A 16,143-nucleotide genomic window follows, 5' to 3' on the forward strand; every position below is an offset into this window, starting at 1 on the left:
GGCACACAAGGCCGGTCCGGTCCCAGCGACCGGGCCGGCCTTTTTCTTAATTGGGTGCCCTAGCCGGCATCGGCGCGCAGGCCGGCCTGCAGCACGCGGTCGGCGCCGAAACGCACCGTCACCGTCGTTCCCTCACCCGGCTCGGATTCGATCTCGACACTGCCGCCATGCAGCAGGGCGAGTTCGCGCACCAGCGGCAGGCCGAGCCCGGTGCCCTGGCGCTCGCGGGTCATGACATTCTCGACCTGGCCAAAGCGCTGCAGGGCCTTGTCGATCTCTTTCTCGTTCATGCCGACACCGGTATCGCGCACCCCGAAGGCCACGCCGCCATCGGAGTGCAGGCCGGCAAATGCCGTCACATGGCCGCCGGTGCCGGAATATTTCACCGCATTCGACAGCAGGTTCAGATAGATCTGGAACACCGCACGCTGGTCGGCCCGCAGCCGCGGCAGCCCGTCGGTGCCGGCCACCGTGACGCTGATGCCGGCACGCCGGGCCTCGGCTTCCACCTGGCGCACGGCGCGACCGGCAAGAGACGCAAGATCGACCTCGCCCTCATGCAGCTCGTAGGCGCCAGCCTCGATCTTGGACAGGTCGAGCACATCGTTGATCAGGCTCAGCAGGTGCTGGGCGCTGTCATGGATGTGGGCGGCATAGGTGCGATAACGCTCCTCGAGCGGGCCGAGCAGCTGTTCCTTCATCACTTCCGAAAAGCCGAGCACGGCATTCAGCGGCGTGCGCAGCTCGTGGCTCATATGGGCCAGGAACGACGACTTGCTGGTACTGGCACGCAGCGCATGGTCGCGCGCCGCGGCCAGCGCCAGATTCATCTCCTCCAGCCGGCGGCGCTGGCTCTGCTCCTCGGTGACGTCGCGGCCGACGCCGATATAGCCGATGAAGTGGCCCTGCCCGTCATACCGTGGCTTGCCGCTGGTGCTGATGCAGACCATGCCGCGCGGCCGGTTGATCCATTGCACGAAATCGGCAAACGGCCGCCGCGCCTGCAGGTCGGCGACATGCTGCTGCAGGAAATAGTCGCCCTCCGGATCGCCGAACAGGGCGATGCGCGACTGGCCGATATAGCCCGCGGGCGGCAGACCGGTGACCCGTTCGACCCGGTCCGACATGAAGGTATAGGCAAGGTCGGCATCGGTCTCCCAGATCCAGTCGACGCTGAGGCTGGCGACGTCGCGGAAGCGGCGATCGGCATTGCGCCGCTCTTCCACCTCGCGGCGCAATTGCCGGTTGGTGGCTTCAAGCTCCGCGGTGCGCGACTGGATACGGTTTTCCAGATCGGCATTCAGCGCCCGCACCTGGGCCTCGGCGGCGCGACGGTCGGCCACCTCGCGGTTGAGCATGTCGTTCAGCCCCATCCACTGCCCGGCGCTTGGCACCAGCCGCGCCCAACGCAGCGCCGGCACCAGCGAGATGGCGGTGGCCAGCGACACCACGGCGGTGGCAGCCTTGACCAGGCCCTCGGCGCCATAATCCGGAGTCCACAGCACCCAGACCGCAAACAGATGAGTCATGCCGCAGAGCACGATGAAGGCGCTGAACAACGCCAGGATGCCGCGCGGCACCAGATCGGCACGGTAGATCGCCAGATAGAGCAGGGCTGCCGGAATGGCGAAATAGCTGGCGGCGATGACCAGGTCTGAAATCATCTGCAGCCAGAAAACTTCCGGTTTCCACAGCAGGCAGACGCCATGTGGCATGAAGCCATCGGTGGCGAAGAATTCTGCAACCGTACCCATTCATCCCTCCCCGGCTTCCGCGCAATCGCGACCGGAAAAACGGCGATTCCCTGCCCGAATCACCCCTGCCAGCATGGCGGTCGAAAGGCCTGCCGTAAATCGCAATCTATCGCCGAAGCACAACCATAGGGCGTGTGGTTGACGCGGGGACGGAAAGGCGTCAGGGTCCCGGCTACCGAGGGGGGCGCCGTGAGGGCGCTGAGATTCGGCCGGCCGGGAGCATGCTTCCGGCACCGCCGTGACCCTGAGAGTCCCGTCCGTCACTGTTTCCAGAGGCCGGCGGGGCTTGTGAACCTGATCCGGGTCATGCCGGCGGAGGGAACGGTCGCGCGGTGCCACGGCACCGGCATTCCGCACAACCATCCACCACACCCCGGATCTCCTGTCGCTGTTGAGAAGGAGATCCCCATGGACAAGATTGCCGACGCCCAGAATTTCCAGATCACCACCAATATTCAAGTGAGTGGGGGACCGCTGCCGGCCTCGGTGAAGCGCTACACGCCCGGCCGGCTGCACCCGGCCATCCGCGTGCCGCATCGCGAGATCGCCACCCATCCGACGGCCAACGAGCCACCGCTGCCGGTCTACGACACCTCGGGCCCCTACAGCGACGCGGCCGCCGAGATCGACATCAATCGCGGCCTGCCGCGCTGGCGCAGCGCACTGGTCGAGGCCCGCGGCGATGTGGAAGGCTATGACGGCCGCAGCATCAAGCCCGAGGACAATGGCGGCGCGGCGACCGTGCCGCTGTTCCCGGTTGCCAACCGGCCGCTGCGCGGCAAGCCCGGCGTCGCCGTCACCCAGTTCGAATATGCCCGGCGCGGCATTATCACGCCGGAAATGGAATATGTCGCGATCCGCGAGAACGAGGGCCGCGCGGCGCTGGCGCAGGCTGCCGTCCGCGACGGCGAGGATTTCGACGCGTCGATCCCCGACTATGTGACGCCGGAGTTCGTGCGCGACGAGATCGCGCGCGGCCGCGCCATCATCCCCTGCAACATCAACCACCCGGAACTCGAGCCGATGATCATCGGCCGCAATTTCCTGGTGAAGGTGAATGCCAATATCGGCAATTCCGCCGTCACTTCCTCGGTGGCCGAGGAAGTCGACAAGATGGTCTGGGCGATCCGCTGGGGCGCCGATACGGTGATGGACCTGTCGACCGGGCGCAACATCCACAATATCCGCGACTGGATCCTGCGCAATTCGCCGGTCCCCATCGGCACCGTGCCGATCTACCAGGCGCTGGAGAAGGTGAACGGCAAGGCCGAGGACCTGACCTGGGAGATGTTCCGCGACACCCTGATCGAGCAGGCCGAACAGGGTGTCGACTATTTCACCATCCATGCCGGCGTGCGGCTGAGCTACATCCCGCTGACCGCCAATCGCGTGACCGGGATCGTGTCGCGCGGTGGCTCGATCATGGCGAAATGGTGCCTGGCGCATCACGAGGAGAATTTCCTCTACACGCATTTTGCCGAGATCTGCGACATCATGCGGTCTTACGATATCTCGTTCTCGCTGGGCGACGGGCTGCGGCCGGGCTCGATCGCCGACGCCAACGATGCGGCACAGTTCGCCGAACTGGAGACGCTGGGTGAGCTGACAAAAATCGCCTGGGACAAGGGCGTGCAGGTGATGATCGAGGGCCCCGGCCATGTGCCGATGCACAAGATCAAGGCCAACATGGACAAGCAGCTCAAGGCCTGCGGCGAGGCGCCTTTCTATACGCTGGGGCCGCTGACCACCGACATCGCGCCGGGTTATGACCACATCACCAGCGGCATCGGGGCTGCGATGATCGGCTGGTTCGGCTGCGCCATGCTGTGCTATGTCACACCGAAGGAACACCTCGGCCTGCCCAACCGCAAGGACGTGAAAACCGGGGTGATCACCTACCGCATCGCCGCCCATGCCGCCGATCTGGCGAAAGGCCATCCGGGTGCCCAGCGCCGCGACGACGCGCTCAGCCGCGCCCGCTTCGAGTTCCGCTGGGAGGACCAGTTCAACCTCGGGCTGGACCCGGAAACCGCGCGCGACTTCCACGACCAGACCATGCCCAAGGAGGCCCACAAGCTCGCCCATTTCTGCTCGATGTGCGGGCCGAAATTCTGCTCGATGAAAATCAGCCAGGAGGTGCGCGACGCCGCCAGGAAGCAGAATGACGTGGCACAGAATGACGTCGCCCAACAGGGCATGACGGAGATGGCAGAACGCTTCCGCGACCAGGGCGGGGAAATCTACCGGCCAGCCGGCTGAGCCTGCCGCAGCGCAAAAGCGGCAGCCGGGTCTTGTGCATCCGGCTGCCGCTGCTTACATCTCGTGGACCATAAACCCGGCATAAAATCGGGACCGCTTCACAGGGCAGGCAACCATGATCCGCAAACCGACTTCCATTCTTGTCGCCATCCTGGCGGCAGGTCTCGCCCTGCTGCCGGCCCTGGTCGAAGCCAAGGCCGGTCGCGGCGGCAGCATGGGCAGCCGCGGCATGCGCACCTACGATGCGGCGCCCGCCACGCCCACTGCGCCCTCGGCCGCACCGGTGCAGCGCACGGTTACGCCACCGCCGCCCACGCAGACCCAGCCGCAGGCTGCGCCCCGCCCGGCCACCACGGCAGGTGCCCCCGCCGCGGCTCAGCCCGGCTTCTTCAACCGCCCCTTCATGCCGGCCCTGATGGGCGGCCTGATCGGTATGGGGATCGGCGGTTTGCTGTTCGGCGGCGGCCTGTTCGGCGAAGGCGGCCTCGGCGCCATGGGCTTTGGCGGCATGATCGGCCTTCTGCTGCAGTTGGTGCTGGTCTTCTTCATCGTGCGCTTTGCGCTGAACGTCTTCCGCAACCGCCAGCAGCCAGCCATGGCCGGCGGTCCGCAGGATAGCGACCGCGCGCTGGTGACTGACATCCCATCCCACACCCAGGCACGCACCGGCACCATGCTGGGTGGCGGCGCTCCGGCGCTGCAGATCGGCGACGCTGACTTCGAGGCTTTTCAGCAGGCGCTGTCGGATATCCAGTCTGCCTGGTCGAAGGCCGACCTCGAAGCCCTGCGCAGCCATGTCACACCGGAGATGCTCGGCTATTTCGGCCGCGAACTCTCGGCGCTGGCGAGCCAGGGCCTGACCAACCATGTCGAGCAGGTGACTCTCGAACAGGGCGATCTGGCGGAAGCCTGGAGCGAATACGGCGTCGACTATGCCACCGTCGCCATGCGCTGGAGCGCGCTGGACTACACCACCGATGCCAGCGGCAAGGTGGTGGAAGGCAGCACGACTGAGCGCGGCGAAAGCCTCGAGACCTGGACTTTCCTGCGCGCCAATAATGGTCGCTGGATTCTGAGCGCCATCCAGCAGATCTAAGACGTGACTACGCCGCCGGTCTTCGACGATGCCTTCCGGCAGAAGCTGACCGACCTGCTGGCCTGGCGGCGCGACGTGCGCCATTTCCAGGCCGGCAGAGCGGTGCCCGCCGACCTGATCGCCCGGCTGCTGGAAATGGCCGCGCTGGCGCCCTCGGTGGGCAACAGCCAGCCCTGGCGCTTCGTGCTGGTGGAAGATCCGGCCCGGCGGCAGAAGGTGATTGCCAATTTCGAGGCGGCCAATGCCGAAGCGCTGGGCGACTATCGCGGCGAACAGGCCAGGCTCTATGCCGGGCTGAAGCTGGCCGGCCTGCGCGACGCGCCGGTGCATCTGGCGGTGTTCTGCGACGAGGCCACCGGTCAGGGCCACGGGCTCGGCCGCCGCACCATGCCGGAGATGCTGGATTATTCCGCGGTGATGGCGGTCTATGGCTTCTGGCTGACCGCCCGCGCCGCGGGGGTCGGCGTCGGCTGGGTGTCGATCCTCGACCCCGAGCGCATCGCCCGCGACCTCGACATCATGGAGCCGGACTGGCGGCTGGTCGCCTATCTCTGCGTCGGCTGGCCGGCGGAAGAGACGGATACCCCGGAACTGGAAAAACGCGGCTGGGAACACCGCCGCGGGGTCGGGACGCAAATCATTCGGCGCTAACCAACGCCGAGCGCAATCTTGATTAAACGGTCAACGAGGACTTTTATGGCCGCTCCGGTCAGTGCCTCGCCAAATTTCTTCAAAATCCAACCCAAGACCTTCTGAGCGAAACGCTCAACAAGCTCCACCGGTATTTGAGGTTGAACTATCGTCGCCTCGAATACCGCAATCTCACTAAGCGCTATCTGCCTGTCTTTTTCTTCAACATCGTTAGCGGCCCTGACGGCAGATTTTAGATTCTGAACTTCCGCGGCAACTTCATTACGTTGATTATCTGACAACGCAACATATCGATCTGATGCTGGTACGCCTTTATACTCAGGATGAACCTGTAATAGATCTTCCGCCGCTTCAATTCCTGCATGCGTAATCTGCACATTAAGATGGCTCATGCCCGGATAAGCTTTCCCCCACCCCCGTCCTGCAATGTCGTCTACAACAAGCCGAAGCTGGTCGCGTAATGGGGTTAGCCCACCTTTGTCTGCGATCATTACAGCATCATAATATTTTATTAGTCCCGCTGAATGAGCCACTCGGAAGAGAGTGACTATAAAACGCTCTCGAAATTCGCGGGCTTCCATCCGAAATTCTCCACGGGGCAGCTTCTATGCACGAAGCAATATATTCACGATGATCAAGAGCGATAAAAGAACAATATAAGAACATTTTTTCCAAAAAATCAAGGCCCGGTTTGAAGGGGCCTTGAAACGTGGATGGCCGGGTCAAGCCCGGCCATGACAATGAGGCTTACGCCGCCGCCTCAAGCATGGCGGTGAACTTTTCCACCTTGGCCTGGGCACGGGTCCGGCTGTGGTCGTCCTTGGCGTCCTCGGCATCCTCGCGGGCATCTTTCAGCGCCGCTTCGGTCTTGGCCCGGTCGATCTGGCCGACCGGCATGGCTTCTTCCGCCAGCACGGTCAGCTTGTCGTTGGCAACTTCCGCGAAGCCGCCGGAGACGAAGATGCGCTCGATCCTGCCGTCCGCCCCGGTCACCTCGATGATGCCGTTGCGCAAGGTCGAGATCACCGGCGCATGGCCCGGCAGCACACCGAAATCGCCGGCCTCGCCGGGCACCACCACCTGCTCGGCCTGCACCGAGAGCAGCAGCTTTTCCGGCGATACCAGTTCGAACCCGAAGGTCTCGGCCATGGTCTAGCTCCTTACCCGTTCAGGCGGTGATCAGGCCGCCTCGGCGGCCAGCTTCTTCGCCTTGGCAATCACCTCGTCGATGGTGCCGACCATGTAGAAGGCCGATTCCGGCAGATGGTCGTGCTTGCCTTCGGTGATTTCCTTGAAACCGCGGATCGTCTCGGCCAGCGGCACCTGCACGCCCGGCGAACCGGTGAAGACCTGCGCCACGTCGAAGGGCTGCGACAGGAAGCGCTGGATCTTGCGGGCGCGGGCGACGGTCAGCTTGTCTTCTTCCGACAGTTCGTCCATGCCGAGGATGGCGATGATGTCCTGCAGCGACTTGTAGCTCTGCAGGATTTCCTGCACGCGGCGGGCGATGCCGTAGTGTTCGTCGCCGACGATACGCGGATCGAGGATGCGCGAGGTCGAGTCGAGCGGGTCCACCGCCGGATAGATGCCGAGCTCGGCGATCTGGCGCGACAGCACGGTGGTCGCGTCCAGGTGGGCAAAGGACGCGGCCGGCGCCGGATCGGTCAGATCGTCGGCCGGCACGTAAATCGCCTGCACCGAGGTGATCGAGCCCTTGTTGGTCGAGGTGATGCGTTCCTGCAGCTGGCCCATGTCGGTGGCCAGGGTCGGCTGGTAGCCCACCGCCGAGGGGATACGGCCGAGCAGCGCCGACATTTCCGACCCGGCTTGCGTGAAGCGGAAGATGTTGTCGACGAAGAACAGCACGTCCTGGCCTTCCTGGTCGCGGAAGTATTCCGCAAGCGTCAGGCCGGTCAGCGCGACGCGGGCGCGGGCGCCCGGCGGCTCGTTCATCTGGCCGTACACCAGGGCGACCTTGGAGCCCGGGCCATCGGTCTTGATGACGCCCGATTCCATCATCTCGTGATAGAGGTCGTTACCCTCGCGGGTACGCTCGCCGACACCGGCGAACACCGAATAGCCGCCGTGGGTTTTCGCGATGTTGTTGATCAGCTCCATGATCAGCACGGTCTTGCCGACGCCGGCGCCGCCGAACAGGCCGATCTTGCCGCCCTTGGCGTAGGGCGCGAGCAGGTCGACCACCTTGATGCCGGTGACCAGCACCTTCTGCTCGGTCGACTGGTCGATATAGGCCGGGGCCGGGGCATGGATCGGCGCCGCCAGCTTGGCGTTGACCGGGCCGCGCTCGTCGATCGGCTGGCCGATCACGTTGATGATGCGGCCCAGAGTCTCCGGGCCGACCGGCACCGAGATCGGCGCGCCGGTGTCGGTGACATCCATGCCGCGGACCAGACCATCGGTCGAGTCCATGGCGATGGTGCGCACAGTGTGCTCGCCGAGATGCTGCGCCACTTCCAGCACCAGATGGTTACCCTGGTTGGTGCAATGCAGGGCGTTGAGGATCGCCGGCAGGTGCCCGTCGAACTGAACGTCGACAACCGCGCCGATAACCTGGGTAATGCGACCCACCTTGTTCGTAGCCATGATGCTGCTCCGCTCTTTCTGTTCCGTATCGTCCTGCGCGTGGCCTTAAACGGCCTCGGCGCCGGAGATGATTTCGATAAGTTCCTTGGTGATCTGGGCCTGACGCGACCGGTTGTAGATGGTGGTCAGTTTCTTGATCATCTCGCCGGCATTGCGCGTCGCATTGTCCATCGCGGACATGCGGGCACCCTGCTCGGAAGCCGCATTCTCCAGCAGCGCGCGGTAGACCTGCACCGACAGGTTCCGCGGCAGCAGCTGTTCGAGGATGGTCTCCTCGTCCGGCTCGTATTCATAGACCGCACCACCCAGATCCGGCGTCGCCGCCGTCTCATTCGGGGTGGACGAAACACCATGCGTCATTGCCGGGATCAGCTGCTGCACGGTCGGAATCTGGCTGATCACCGACTTGAAGTTGTTGAAGAAGACATGGGCGACGTCGAATTCGCCGGCCTCGAACATCGCCAGCACGCGGTCGGCGATATCCTGGGCATTGGTGAAGCCGAGCCGCTTGACCGCCGACATGTCAACGGTATCGACGATCTTCGACGCATGGTCGCGACGCAGCTGGTCGCGGCCCTTCTTGCCGACGCAGAGGATCTTCACCGTCTTGCCGGCGGCGGTCAGCTCCTCGATCTTGCGGCGGGCGAGCTTGACGATCGACGAGTTGAAGGCGCCGCACAGGCCGCGCTCGGCGGTGGCAACCACCAGCAGATGCACTTGGTCCTTGCCGGTGCCGACCAGCAGACGCGGGGCGTTTTCCGCACCGTTCTGGCCGGCCGCCAGCGAGGCGAGGATGCCTGCCATGCGCTCGGCATAGGGGCGCGCGGCTTCGGCGGCCTCCTGGGCGCGGCGCAGCTTGCTGGCCGCCACCATCTTCATCGCCTTCGTGATCTTCTGGGTCGACTTGACCGAGTTGATCCGGATTCGGAGGCTTTTAAGGCTGGGCATGACGCTCGTCCTTTATCCGGCCGCCTCAGGCGAAGGTCTTGGCGAAATCTTCGAGGATCGCCTTCAGCTTTTCTTCGATGTCCGGCGTCAGGGCCTGCGCCTCGCGAATGCCCTTCAGCACGTCGCCGTGCTTGCTGCGCATCAGGCCGAGGAAGGTCTGCTCAAAACGGGTGATGGCATTGACCGCCACCTTGTCGAGATACCCCTTCACGCCGGAATAGATCGAGACAACCTGCTCTTCGACCGGCAGCGGCTGGTACTGGGCCTGCTTGAGCAGCTCGGTCAGACGGGCGCCGCGATTCAGCAGGCGCTGGGTCGAGGCGTCGAGGTCGGAACCGAACTGGGCGAAGGCCGCCATTTCGCGATACTGCGCCAGTTCCAGCTTGATCGAGCCGGCCACCTGCTTCATCGCCTTGATCTGCGCGGCCGAGCCGACGCGGCTGACCGACAGGCCGACGTTAATCGCCGGGCGGATGCCGCGGTAGAACAGGTCGGTCTCGAGGAAGATCTGGCCGTCGGTGATCGAGATCACGTTGGTCGGGATGTAGGCCGAGACGTCGCCGGCCTGGGTCTCGATGACCGGCAGGGCGGTCAGCGAGCCGGCGCCGTTCTTGTCCGACATCTTGGCGGCGCGCTCGAGCAGGCGCGAATGGATGTAGAAGACGTCGCCCGGATAGGCTTCGCGACCCGGCGGGCGGCGCAGCAGCAGGGACATCTGGCGGTAGGCGACGGCCTGCTTGGACAGATCGTCATAGACGATCACGGCATGCATGCCGTTGTCGCGGAAGAACTCGCCCATGGCGCAGCCGGTATAGGGCGCCAGGTACTGCAGCGGCGCCGGCTCCGAGGCGGTGGCGGCAACGACGATGGAATATTCCATCGCGCCGGCTTCCTCGAGGGTCTTCACCACCTGGGCGACGGTCGAACGCTTCTGGCCGATCGCGACGTAGATGCAGAACAGCTTCTTCTTGTCGTCGGCGCCGGTGTTGGTCGCCTTCTGGTTCAGGATCGCGTCGATGGCCACCGCGGTCTTGCCGGTCTGGCGATCACCGATGATCAGCTCGCGCTGGCCACGGCCGACCGGCACCAGGGCGTCGAGCGCCTTCAGGCCGGTCTGCATCGGCTCGTGCACCGACTTGCGCGGGATGATGCCCGGCGCCTTCACTTCCATGCGGGCGCGGGTGACATCCTTCAGCGGGCCCTTGCCGTCAATCGGATTGCCGAGCGCGTCGACCACACGGCCGAGCAAGCCCTTGCCGACCGGCACGTCGACGATGGCGCCCGTACGCTTGACGGTGTCGCCTTCCTTGATGCCGCGGTCGTCGCCGAAGATCACGACGCCGACGTTGTCGGTCTCGAGGTTGAGGGCCATGCCCTTCACGCCGCCCGGGAACTCGACCATTTCGCCGGCCTGCACCTTGTCGAGGCCGTAGACGCGCGCGATACCGTCGCCGATGCTCAGCACCTGGCCGACTTCGGAAACTTCGGCTTCGGCGCCGAAATTCTTGATCTGCGTCTTCAGGATTTCAGAAATCTCTGCGGCGCGGATGTCCATCACGCAACCCCTTTCATGGCGGTCTTAAGATTGTTGAGCTTGTTGCGGACCGAGGCATCGATCATGCGCGACCCGAGCTTGACGACAAGGCCACCGATCAGATCGGGATCGACCTTGGCGCTGATCACCACGTTGCCGGCGGCTTCCGACGACAACGAAGACTTGAGCTGCGCCAGCTGGGCATCGTCCAGCGGCACGGCAGAAACCACTTCGGCAATCGCCTCGCCGCGATGATGCCGGCGCAGGGCGCGGAAGGCGGCGATGACATCGGCGATGGCGAACAGGCGGCGGTTGGCGGCGGTGACGCCGAGGAAGCGGCGCACCAGCTCGGACAGGCCAGCCTTTGCGGCGACAGCGGCGATGGCCTTGGCCTGGTCCTCGCGGCTGAAAGCCGGCGAGCGGACAAGGCGGACCAGATCAGCCGATTCCGCCAGCATGGCAGAGATATTGTCGAGATCCTGAGCGACGGCATCGAGCTGGCCGGCATCCCGCGCCATATCGAACAGCGCAGTCGCGTAGCGGCCGGCAATGCCGGAGACGAGCGAGGTTTCCTGAGCCACGAACGACCCTTCTTCTTTATGGAGGCCGCCGATTCCGACCGGGCGTTGGACCCCCGGTCCCGTTCCCTCTCGGTCTGCCAGCCAAACTCTTGATCCGCCTGGGGAATTCTCACGCAGGTGACCACGTGTCCGCAGCCCCCCGGTGCGAAAGCCGCGCTTAGTTAGCATAAGGGTATGGGCGGCGCAACAGAGAGGCGGACCGGGCAGTTATGCCGCATTTGTTGCACCCTGCATGCGCCAGCCCGGAGTCTGCTTTTGTCCCGGCTGTCGCCGCGGCGGCGACGGCCCGTAGCGACTCAGCAGCAGATGGTGCAGGCAGCGTCCGGATGGGCCGCCGGATCGACCGACCGCCCGGAACCGAGGCAGAATCAGCGGAAAGAAAGGCATATATTCCGGGCAGATTCGCCGTATTTTCCGGCCGCGTGCGATGCCCCGCCATCAGCTGCCCGGAGACAAATACCATCAGCGCAGCAGCTGCAGCAGCGCGTCGGACTGATGGTTGGCGACCGACAGCGACTGGATGACGAGCTGCTGGGCGACACGGCCGGATTCAAGTTCGGCGCTGCCGGCGGCGACATCCGCATCGATCAGAGAGCCCAGGCCGCCTTTCAGCGCATCGACCAGATTGTCGATGAAGCCCTTCTGCTGCTCGAGGGAGCGGGTTTGCGCCGCCACCGTGGCCGAAATCTCTGTAACCCGCCCCTCGAACGAGGCCAGGCCCTGCAGCGCGCCGGCGATATTGGGCGGCACGGCATTCACATTGTCGGTGACATTGCTCGGATCAGGGAACAACACGTTGGGGCCGAGAAACTCGTCTGAATCCCAGTCGAGCTGGTGCGCCGTCGAGAAGGACAGCAAGCTGCCGGACACATCGCTGACGAAGCTGAGCGGCGTCGCCCGGGCATCGCCGGCCAGGATATTGCTGCCGTGATACGTGGCCTGGCTGATGAAGGTGTTGATCTGGCCGATCAGCGCGCCGACATCGCCGCGATAGACATCCTGCTGTGCCGACGAAAGCGAGCCATCAGCGAGGTTGGCGATCTTGCCCTTGATGTCGCCGACGAGGCCGGAAATCTTGTGCGCCGCCGCCAGCGTCACCTGGCCAAGGCCGATGCCGGCCGACAGCGAGGATTGCACCGAGGCATAGGCTTTCACATTGGCGCGCACACCCTGGGCGGCCTGGAAGATCGCGGCATCGTCGCCGGCGTCGTTGACGCGGAATCCGGACGAAACCTGCTTGGCCAGGCCGTCGACGAAGGCCGAGCGGCTGCGCAGGGCCGAGAGCGCAGCAATGGCGCTGCTGTTGGTGATCAGCGAATTCATGTCCCGTCCCGTTCTGGGTCAGAAACCGACATGCAGGCAGCGGGGTGCGCCACCCACCGACGAATTCTTCCGTCGGCGGAGGGAGAATATCATGACCCCCGGTTGCATCAACCGGATTTTAGCAATTGGTTAACCATGCCTTCCGTGATGCCGGCAGGCCACCCATGGACGGTGGGGTCACGGGCGCGGCGCATCAGCCCGCGACCACCAGTCCTGCTGCTCCCACCAATGGTCGGTGTCGATGAACAGCCGGTTGTCATTGACCATGACCACCAGGCCGCTGCCGTCGCGGCGCGCCCGCCACAGGAATTCGAAATGGCGTGAGCCGGGCAGGAAATTCACCGGTGCTTCATAGGGCCCCTGCAGGTCGTCCGGACGCAGGCCGCGGGCCGCGCAGTCGCTGTCGCAGGCCTGCCGCATCACCGCTACCGCGCGGGTCCGGGCCTCGTCATGCGAGAAGGTCAGCTGCTGCAGGGCATATTCCGCCGCCAGATAGCCGAGGGCGCAGAGGATGAGCGACCGCAGCCATTTCGGCCACGGCCGCCGCACCGCGGCAAGCGCCGCGGCGGGGGTCGTCATCGCCATGGCCCGCCTCAGGGCTGCAGGATCGGCGCGGCCTCGGGCCGGCGGGCAGCTCTGGCGGTCGCAGGCGCGGAATCGCCGGCGGTGCCGATGGAGCGGCTGCCGGTTTCCGTCTGGTGCGGGATTTTGCGGGAAACGCCGGCCTGGCCGCGCAGCGAGGACAAAGCCACCAGCGCACCGGCATAGATATTGATGAATTCAGACACAGTCCGTACCCCCCGTTCTGTGGAGCCTGATTTGCCGCCTGCTGCGGCGCTGCTCCTTCTGGAGCGCGACCACCCTACAGTTGAAATGGTTAACGACTGTTTACCAACGCGCGGAAATCCGGCGGCGCTTCGTTCTGCGCCCGGCCGTCAGCGGGCCGACAACACCCGTTGCACCGCCTGCTGCCAGCCGGCATAGAGCGCGTCGCGCTGGTGGCCGGTCATCCTGGGCTCGAAGCGGCGCTCGCAGCTCCAGGCATAGGCAATCGCGTCGAGGCCGCCGTAGACCCCCACCGCCAGTCCGGCGAGGCAGGCGGCACCCAGTGCCGTGGTCTCGATCACCTTCGGCCGCTCGACCGCCACGCCAAGCATGTCGGCCAGGAACTGGCAGAACCAGTCATTCGCCACCATGCCGCCATCGACCCGCAGCGCCGTCGGCGGCGCCGCACCATCGGCCTTCATGGCGGCGGCAAGGTCGCGGGTCTGGTAGGCGACCGATTCCAGTGCGGCGCGGGCGATATGGGCGCGGCCGGCATCCAGCGTGAGGCCGAGGATGGCGCCACGCGCATCCGGGTCCCAGTAGGGCGCGCCGAGACCGACGAAGGCCGGCACCAGATAGACGCCGTGGTTCTGCGACAGCGAAGCGGCGAGCGTCGCCGTTTCGGCGGCAGAGCCGACGATGCCAAGTCCGTCGCGCAGCCATTTCACCGCGGCACCGGCGACGAAGATCGAGCCCTCCAGCGCATAGGTCGGCTTGCCGTTCAGACGGTAGGCCACGGTGGTCAGCAGGCGATGCTGCGACTGCACCGGTCGCTCGCCGATATTGACCAGCGCGAAACAGCCGGTGCCATAGGTCGATTTCACCATGCCGGGCCGGAAACAGGCCTGGCCGAAGATGGCGGCCTGCTGGTCGCCGGCAATACCGGCCACCGGGATTGCCGTGCCGAGGATTTCCGGCAGGGTGGCGCCGAATGCGCCGCTGCTGTCCTGCACCGCCGGCAACATGGCGCGCGGCACGTCGAAAATCTTCAGCAGCGTGTCGTCCCAGTCCTGCCGGTGGATGTCGAACAGCATGGTGCGCGAGGCATTGGTGGCATCGGTCGCATGCACGGCACCACCGGTCAGGCGGGACAGCAGGAAGCTGTCGATGGTGCCAAAGCACAGCTCGCCCTGCTCGGCCCGCGTCCGGGCGCCGGGCACATTGTCGAGCAGCCAGGCGATCTTGGTGGCCGAGAAATAGCTGTCGATCAGCAGGCCGGTTTTCTGCTGCACCAGGCTGCCGACGCCATCGGCGATCTTGCGCCGGCAGGTCTCCGCCGTGCGGCGATCCTGCCAGACGATGGCGCGGTGCACCGGCCGGCCGGTACTGCGCTCCCACACCACGGTGGTCTCGCGCTGGTTGGTGATGCCGATGGCGGCGATGTCGCCGCCACGCAGGCCCGCCTTGGCCACCGCCTCACGCATCACGCTCTGCACGTCGCGCCAGATCTCCTCGGCGTCATGCTCGACCCAGCCATCGGCCGGGTAATGCTGGGCCAGTTCCTTCTGGGCGATGGCCAGCGCCGCACCGGTCTCGTCGAAGACGATGGCGCGGCTCGAGGTGGTGCCCTGATCAATGGCGAGGATGTATTTCGGCATGGCGGCCTCCCGCGTCAGGCGACCCGCTTGCAGCCGTCCGGCTTCAGCACGCATTTGCTGCTGGCCGGGTATTTCTCCAGCATGCGGGCCGGCCGGATGGGCCGCTGCACCAGGTTGCCGCCGCAGTTGGGGCAACTGCCCGCCAGCACACCGGTGGCGCAGTCGCGGCAGAAGGTGCATTCGAAGGTGCAGATCATCGCCGCGCTGCTGTCGGGCGGCAGGTCGCGGTCACAGCATTCGCAGTTCGGGCGCAGCTCCAGCATGGTCAGGACCCCTTCGCGGTAGCGACGGCCTTCTTGGCGATGGCGGTAATCCCGGCCCAGTCGCCGGCCGCCACCCTGTCCTTCGGCGCCAGCCATGAGCCGCCGGCGGCGAACACGTTGGGCAGCGCCGAATAGGCGGCGAGGTTGGCTTCCGAGATACCGCCGGTCGGGCAGAATTTCACCGCCGGGAACGGCCCGCCGAAACTTTTCAGTGCCGCCATGCCGCCGGACGATTCTGCCGGGAAGAACTTCAGGCGGCTGAAGCCATGATCGAGGGCGCGCATGATCTCGCTGGCGGTCGCTACCGCCGGCACGAAGGTCAGGCCGGTATCCTTGGCGGCGGCATAGAGCGAATCGGTCGAGCCCGGCGCGATGACAAACCGCGCGCCGGCGAGCTGGGCGGCGGCGAACTGCGCCGGGTTGAGCACGGTGCCGGCACCGACGACGGCTTCGGGCACCCCCTGCGCGATGCGGCGGATGGCTTCCAGCGCGGCGGCCGAACGCAACGTGATTTCGAGAACCGGCAGGCCGCCGGCGACCAGCGCCTTCGCCAGCGGCACGGCCTGCTCGGCATCCTCGATCACCAGCACGGGAATCACCGGCGCCCCGGCAAACAGGCGATCGGTGGCAGCGGCAGTCTCGGCGATCTTGTCCGGCATGGGCCCTCCCAAGGCTTGCTTTTGCCACAGGATAGCAGCGGCCGGCGC

At 65.5% G+C, this 16,143-nt stretch carries 16 protein-coding genes; 3 read left to right on the forward strand and 13 right to left on the reverse strand.

The window, feature by feature from the left end:
* Positions 1–59: 59 nt before the first annotated feature.
* Positions 60–1,754 (reverse strand): sensor histidine kinase, encoded by a 1,695-nt coding sequence (locus ACFOOQ_RS04340; RefSeq protein ID WP_379722187.1) that lies wholly within the window; start codon positions 1,752–1,754, stop codon positions 60–62.
* A 408-nt stretch (positions 1,755–2,162) separates the two neighbouring features.
* Between ACFOOQ_RS04340 and thiC the strand changes: the two genes are divergently transcribed.
* The 3 genes from thiC (at position 2,163) to bluB (ending at position 5,760) form a co-directional block, all read left to right on the forward strand.
* Entirely contained in the window at positions 2,163–4,013 is a 1,851-nt protein-coding gene (thiC, locus tag ACFOOQ_RS04345) for a phosphomethylpyrimidine synthase ThiC (protein WP_379722189.1), read from the forward strand.
* A gap of 115 nt (positions 4,014–4,128) precedes the next feature.
* Positions 4,129–5,109 carry a Tim44 domain-containing protein gene (locus ACFOOQ_RS04350; protein WP_379722191.1) on the forward strand — a complete coding sequence of 327 codons (981 nt, stop codon included), beginning with the start codon at positions 4,129–4,131 and terminating at the stop codon, positions 5,107–5,109.
* Positions 5,110–5,112: 3 nt separating this feature from the next.
* The gene (bluB, locus tag ACFOOQ_RS04355; protein WP_379722193.1) at positions 5,113–5,760 is read left to right on the forward strand and encodes a 5,6-dimethylbenzimidazole synthase; all 648 of its coding nucleotides are present in this window, start codon (positions 5,113–5,115) and stop codon (positions 5,758–5,760) included.
* Here bluB and ACFOOQ_RS04360 read toward each other — a convergent pair.
* From ACFOOQ_RS04360 to ACFOOQ_RS04415, 12 genes are all read right to left on the reverse strand, one after another.
* Positions 5,757–6,341, reverse strand: a complete 585-nt coding sequence (locus ACFOOQ_RS04360; protein ID WP_379722195.1) for a hypothetical protein — start codon at positions 6,339–6,341, stop codon at positions 5,757–5,759. The genes bluB and ACFOOQ_RS04360 overlap by 4 nt on opposite strands.
* Positions 6,342–6,507: 166 nt before the next feature.
* Positions 6,508–6,909, reverse strand: a complete 402-nt coding sequence (locus ACFOOQ_RS04365) for a F0F1 ATP synthase subunit epsilon (RefSeq protein WP_379722197.1) — start codon at positions 6,907–6,909, stop codon at positions 6,508–6,510.
* A 30-nt stretch (positions 6,910–6,939) separates the two neighbouring features.
* Positions 6,940–8,364 (reverse strand): F0F1 ATP synthase subunit beta, encoded by a 1,425-nt coding sequence (gene atpD, locus ACFOOQ_RS04370; RefSeq protein WP_379722199.1) that lies wholly within the window; start codon positions 8,362–8,364, stop codon positions 6,940–6,942.
* A gap of 45 nt (positions 8,365–8,409) precedes the next feature.
* Entirely contained in the window at positions 8,410–9,312 is a 903-nt protein-coding gene (locus ACFOOQ_RS04375) for a F0F1 ATP synthase subunit gamma (RefSeq protein ID WP_379722201.1), read from the reverse strand.
* Between the two features lie 25 nt (positions 9,313–9,337).
* Positions 9,338–10,867, reverse strand: a complete 1,530-nt coding sequence (gene atpA / locus ACFOOQ_RS04380; RefSeq protein ID WP_379722203.1) for a F0F1 ATP synthase subunit alpha — start codon at positions 10,865–10,867, stop codon at positions 9,338–9,340.
* A complete protein-coding gene (locus ACFOOQ_RS04385) occupies positions 10,867–11,427 on the reverse strand; it encodes a F0F1 ATP synthase subunit delta (protein WP_379722205.1) in 561 nt (186 codons plus the stop codon). Before ACFOOQ_RS04385 ends, atpA begins: the two co-directional genes overlap by 1 nt.
* A gap of 462 nt (positions 11,428–11,889) precedes the next feature.
* Positions 11,890–12,750: a flagellin gene (locus tag ACFOOQ_RS04390; protein ID WP_379722207.1), complete on the reverse strand. Its 861-nt coding sequence runs from the start codon at positions 12,748–12,750 to the stop codon at positions 11,890–11,892.
* A gap of 177 nt (positions 12,751–12,927) precedes the next feature.
* Positions 12,928–13,335, reverse strand: coding sequence for a hypothetical protein (locus ACFOOQ_RS04395; protein WP_379722209.1), 408 nt, complete (start codon positions 13,333–13,335; stop codon positions 12,928–12,930).
* Positions 13,336–13,343: 8 nt separating this feature from the next.
* Positions 13,344–13,538 (reverse strand): hypothetical protein, encoded by a 195-nt coding sequence (locus ACFOOQ_RS04400; protein ID WP_379722211.1) that lies wholly within the window; start codon positions 13,536–13,538, stop codon positions 13,344–13,346.
* Positions 13,539–13,685: 147 nt separating this feature from the next.
* Entirely contained in the window at positions 13,686–15,173 is a 1,488-nt protein-coding gene (gene glpK / locus ACFOOQ_RS04405) for a glycerol kinase GlpK (protein WP_379722213.1), read from the reverse strand.
* 14 nt (positions 15,174–15,187) lie between these two features.
* Positions 15,188–15,436: a DUF1272 domain-containing protein gene (locus tag ACFOOQ_RS04410; RefSeq protein ID WP_379722215.1), complete on the reverse strand. Its 249-nt coding sequence runs from the start codon at positions 15,434–15,436 to the stop codon at positions 15,188–15,190.
* A 2-nt stretch (positions 15,437–15,438) separates the two neighbouring features.
* Positions 15,439–16,095 carry a bifunctional 4-hydroxy-2-oxoglutarate aldolase/2-dehydro-3-deoxy-phosphogluconate aldolase gene (locus tag ACFOOQ_RS04415; protein WP_379722217.1) on the reverse strand — a complete coding sequence of 219 codons (657 nt, stop codon included), beginning with the start codon at positions 16,093–16,095 and terminating at the stop codon, positions 15,439–15,441.
* Between the last annotated feature and the right edge of the window lie 48 nt (positions 16,096–16,143).

The organism is Ferrovibrio xuzhouensis (genome assembly GCF_042648965.1).
In the GTDB taxonomy this organism is placed as follows: domain Bacteria; phylum Pseudomonadota; class Alphaproteobacteria; order Ferrovibrionales; family Ferrovibrionaceae; genus Ferrovibrio; species Ferrovibrio xuzhouensis.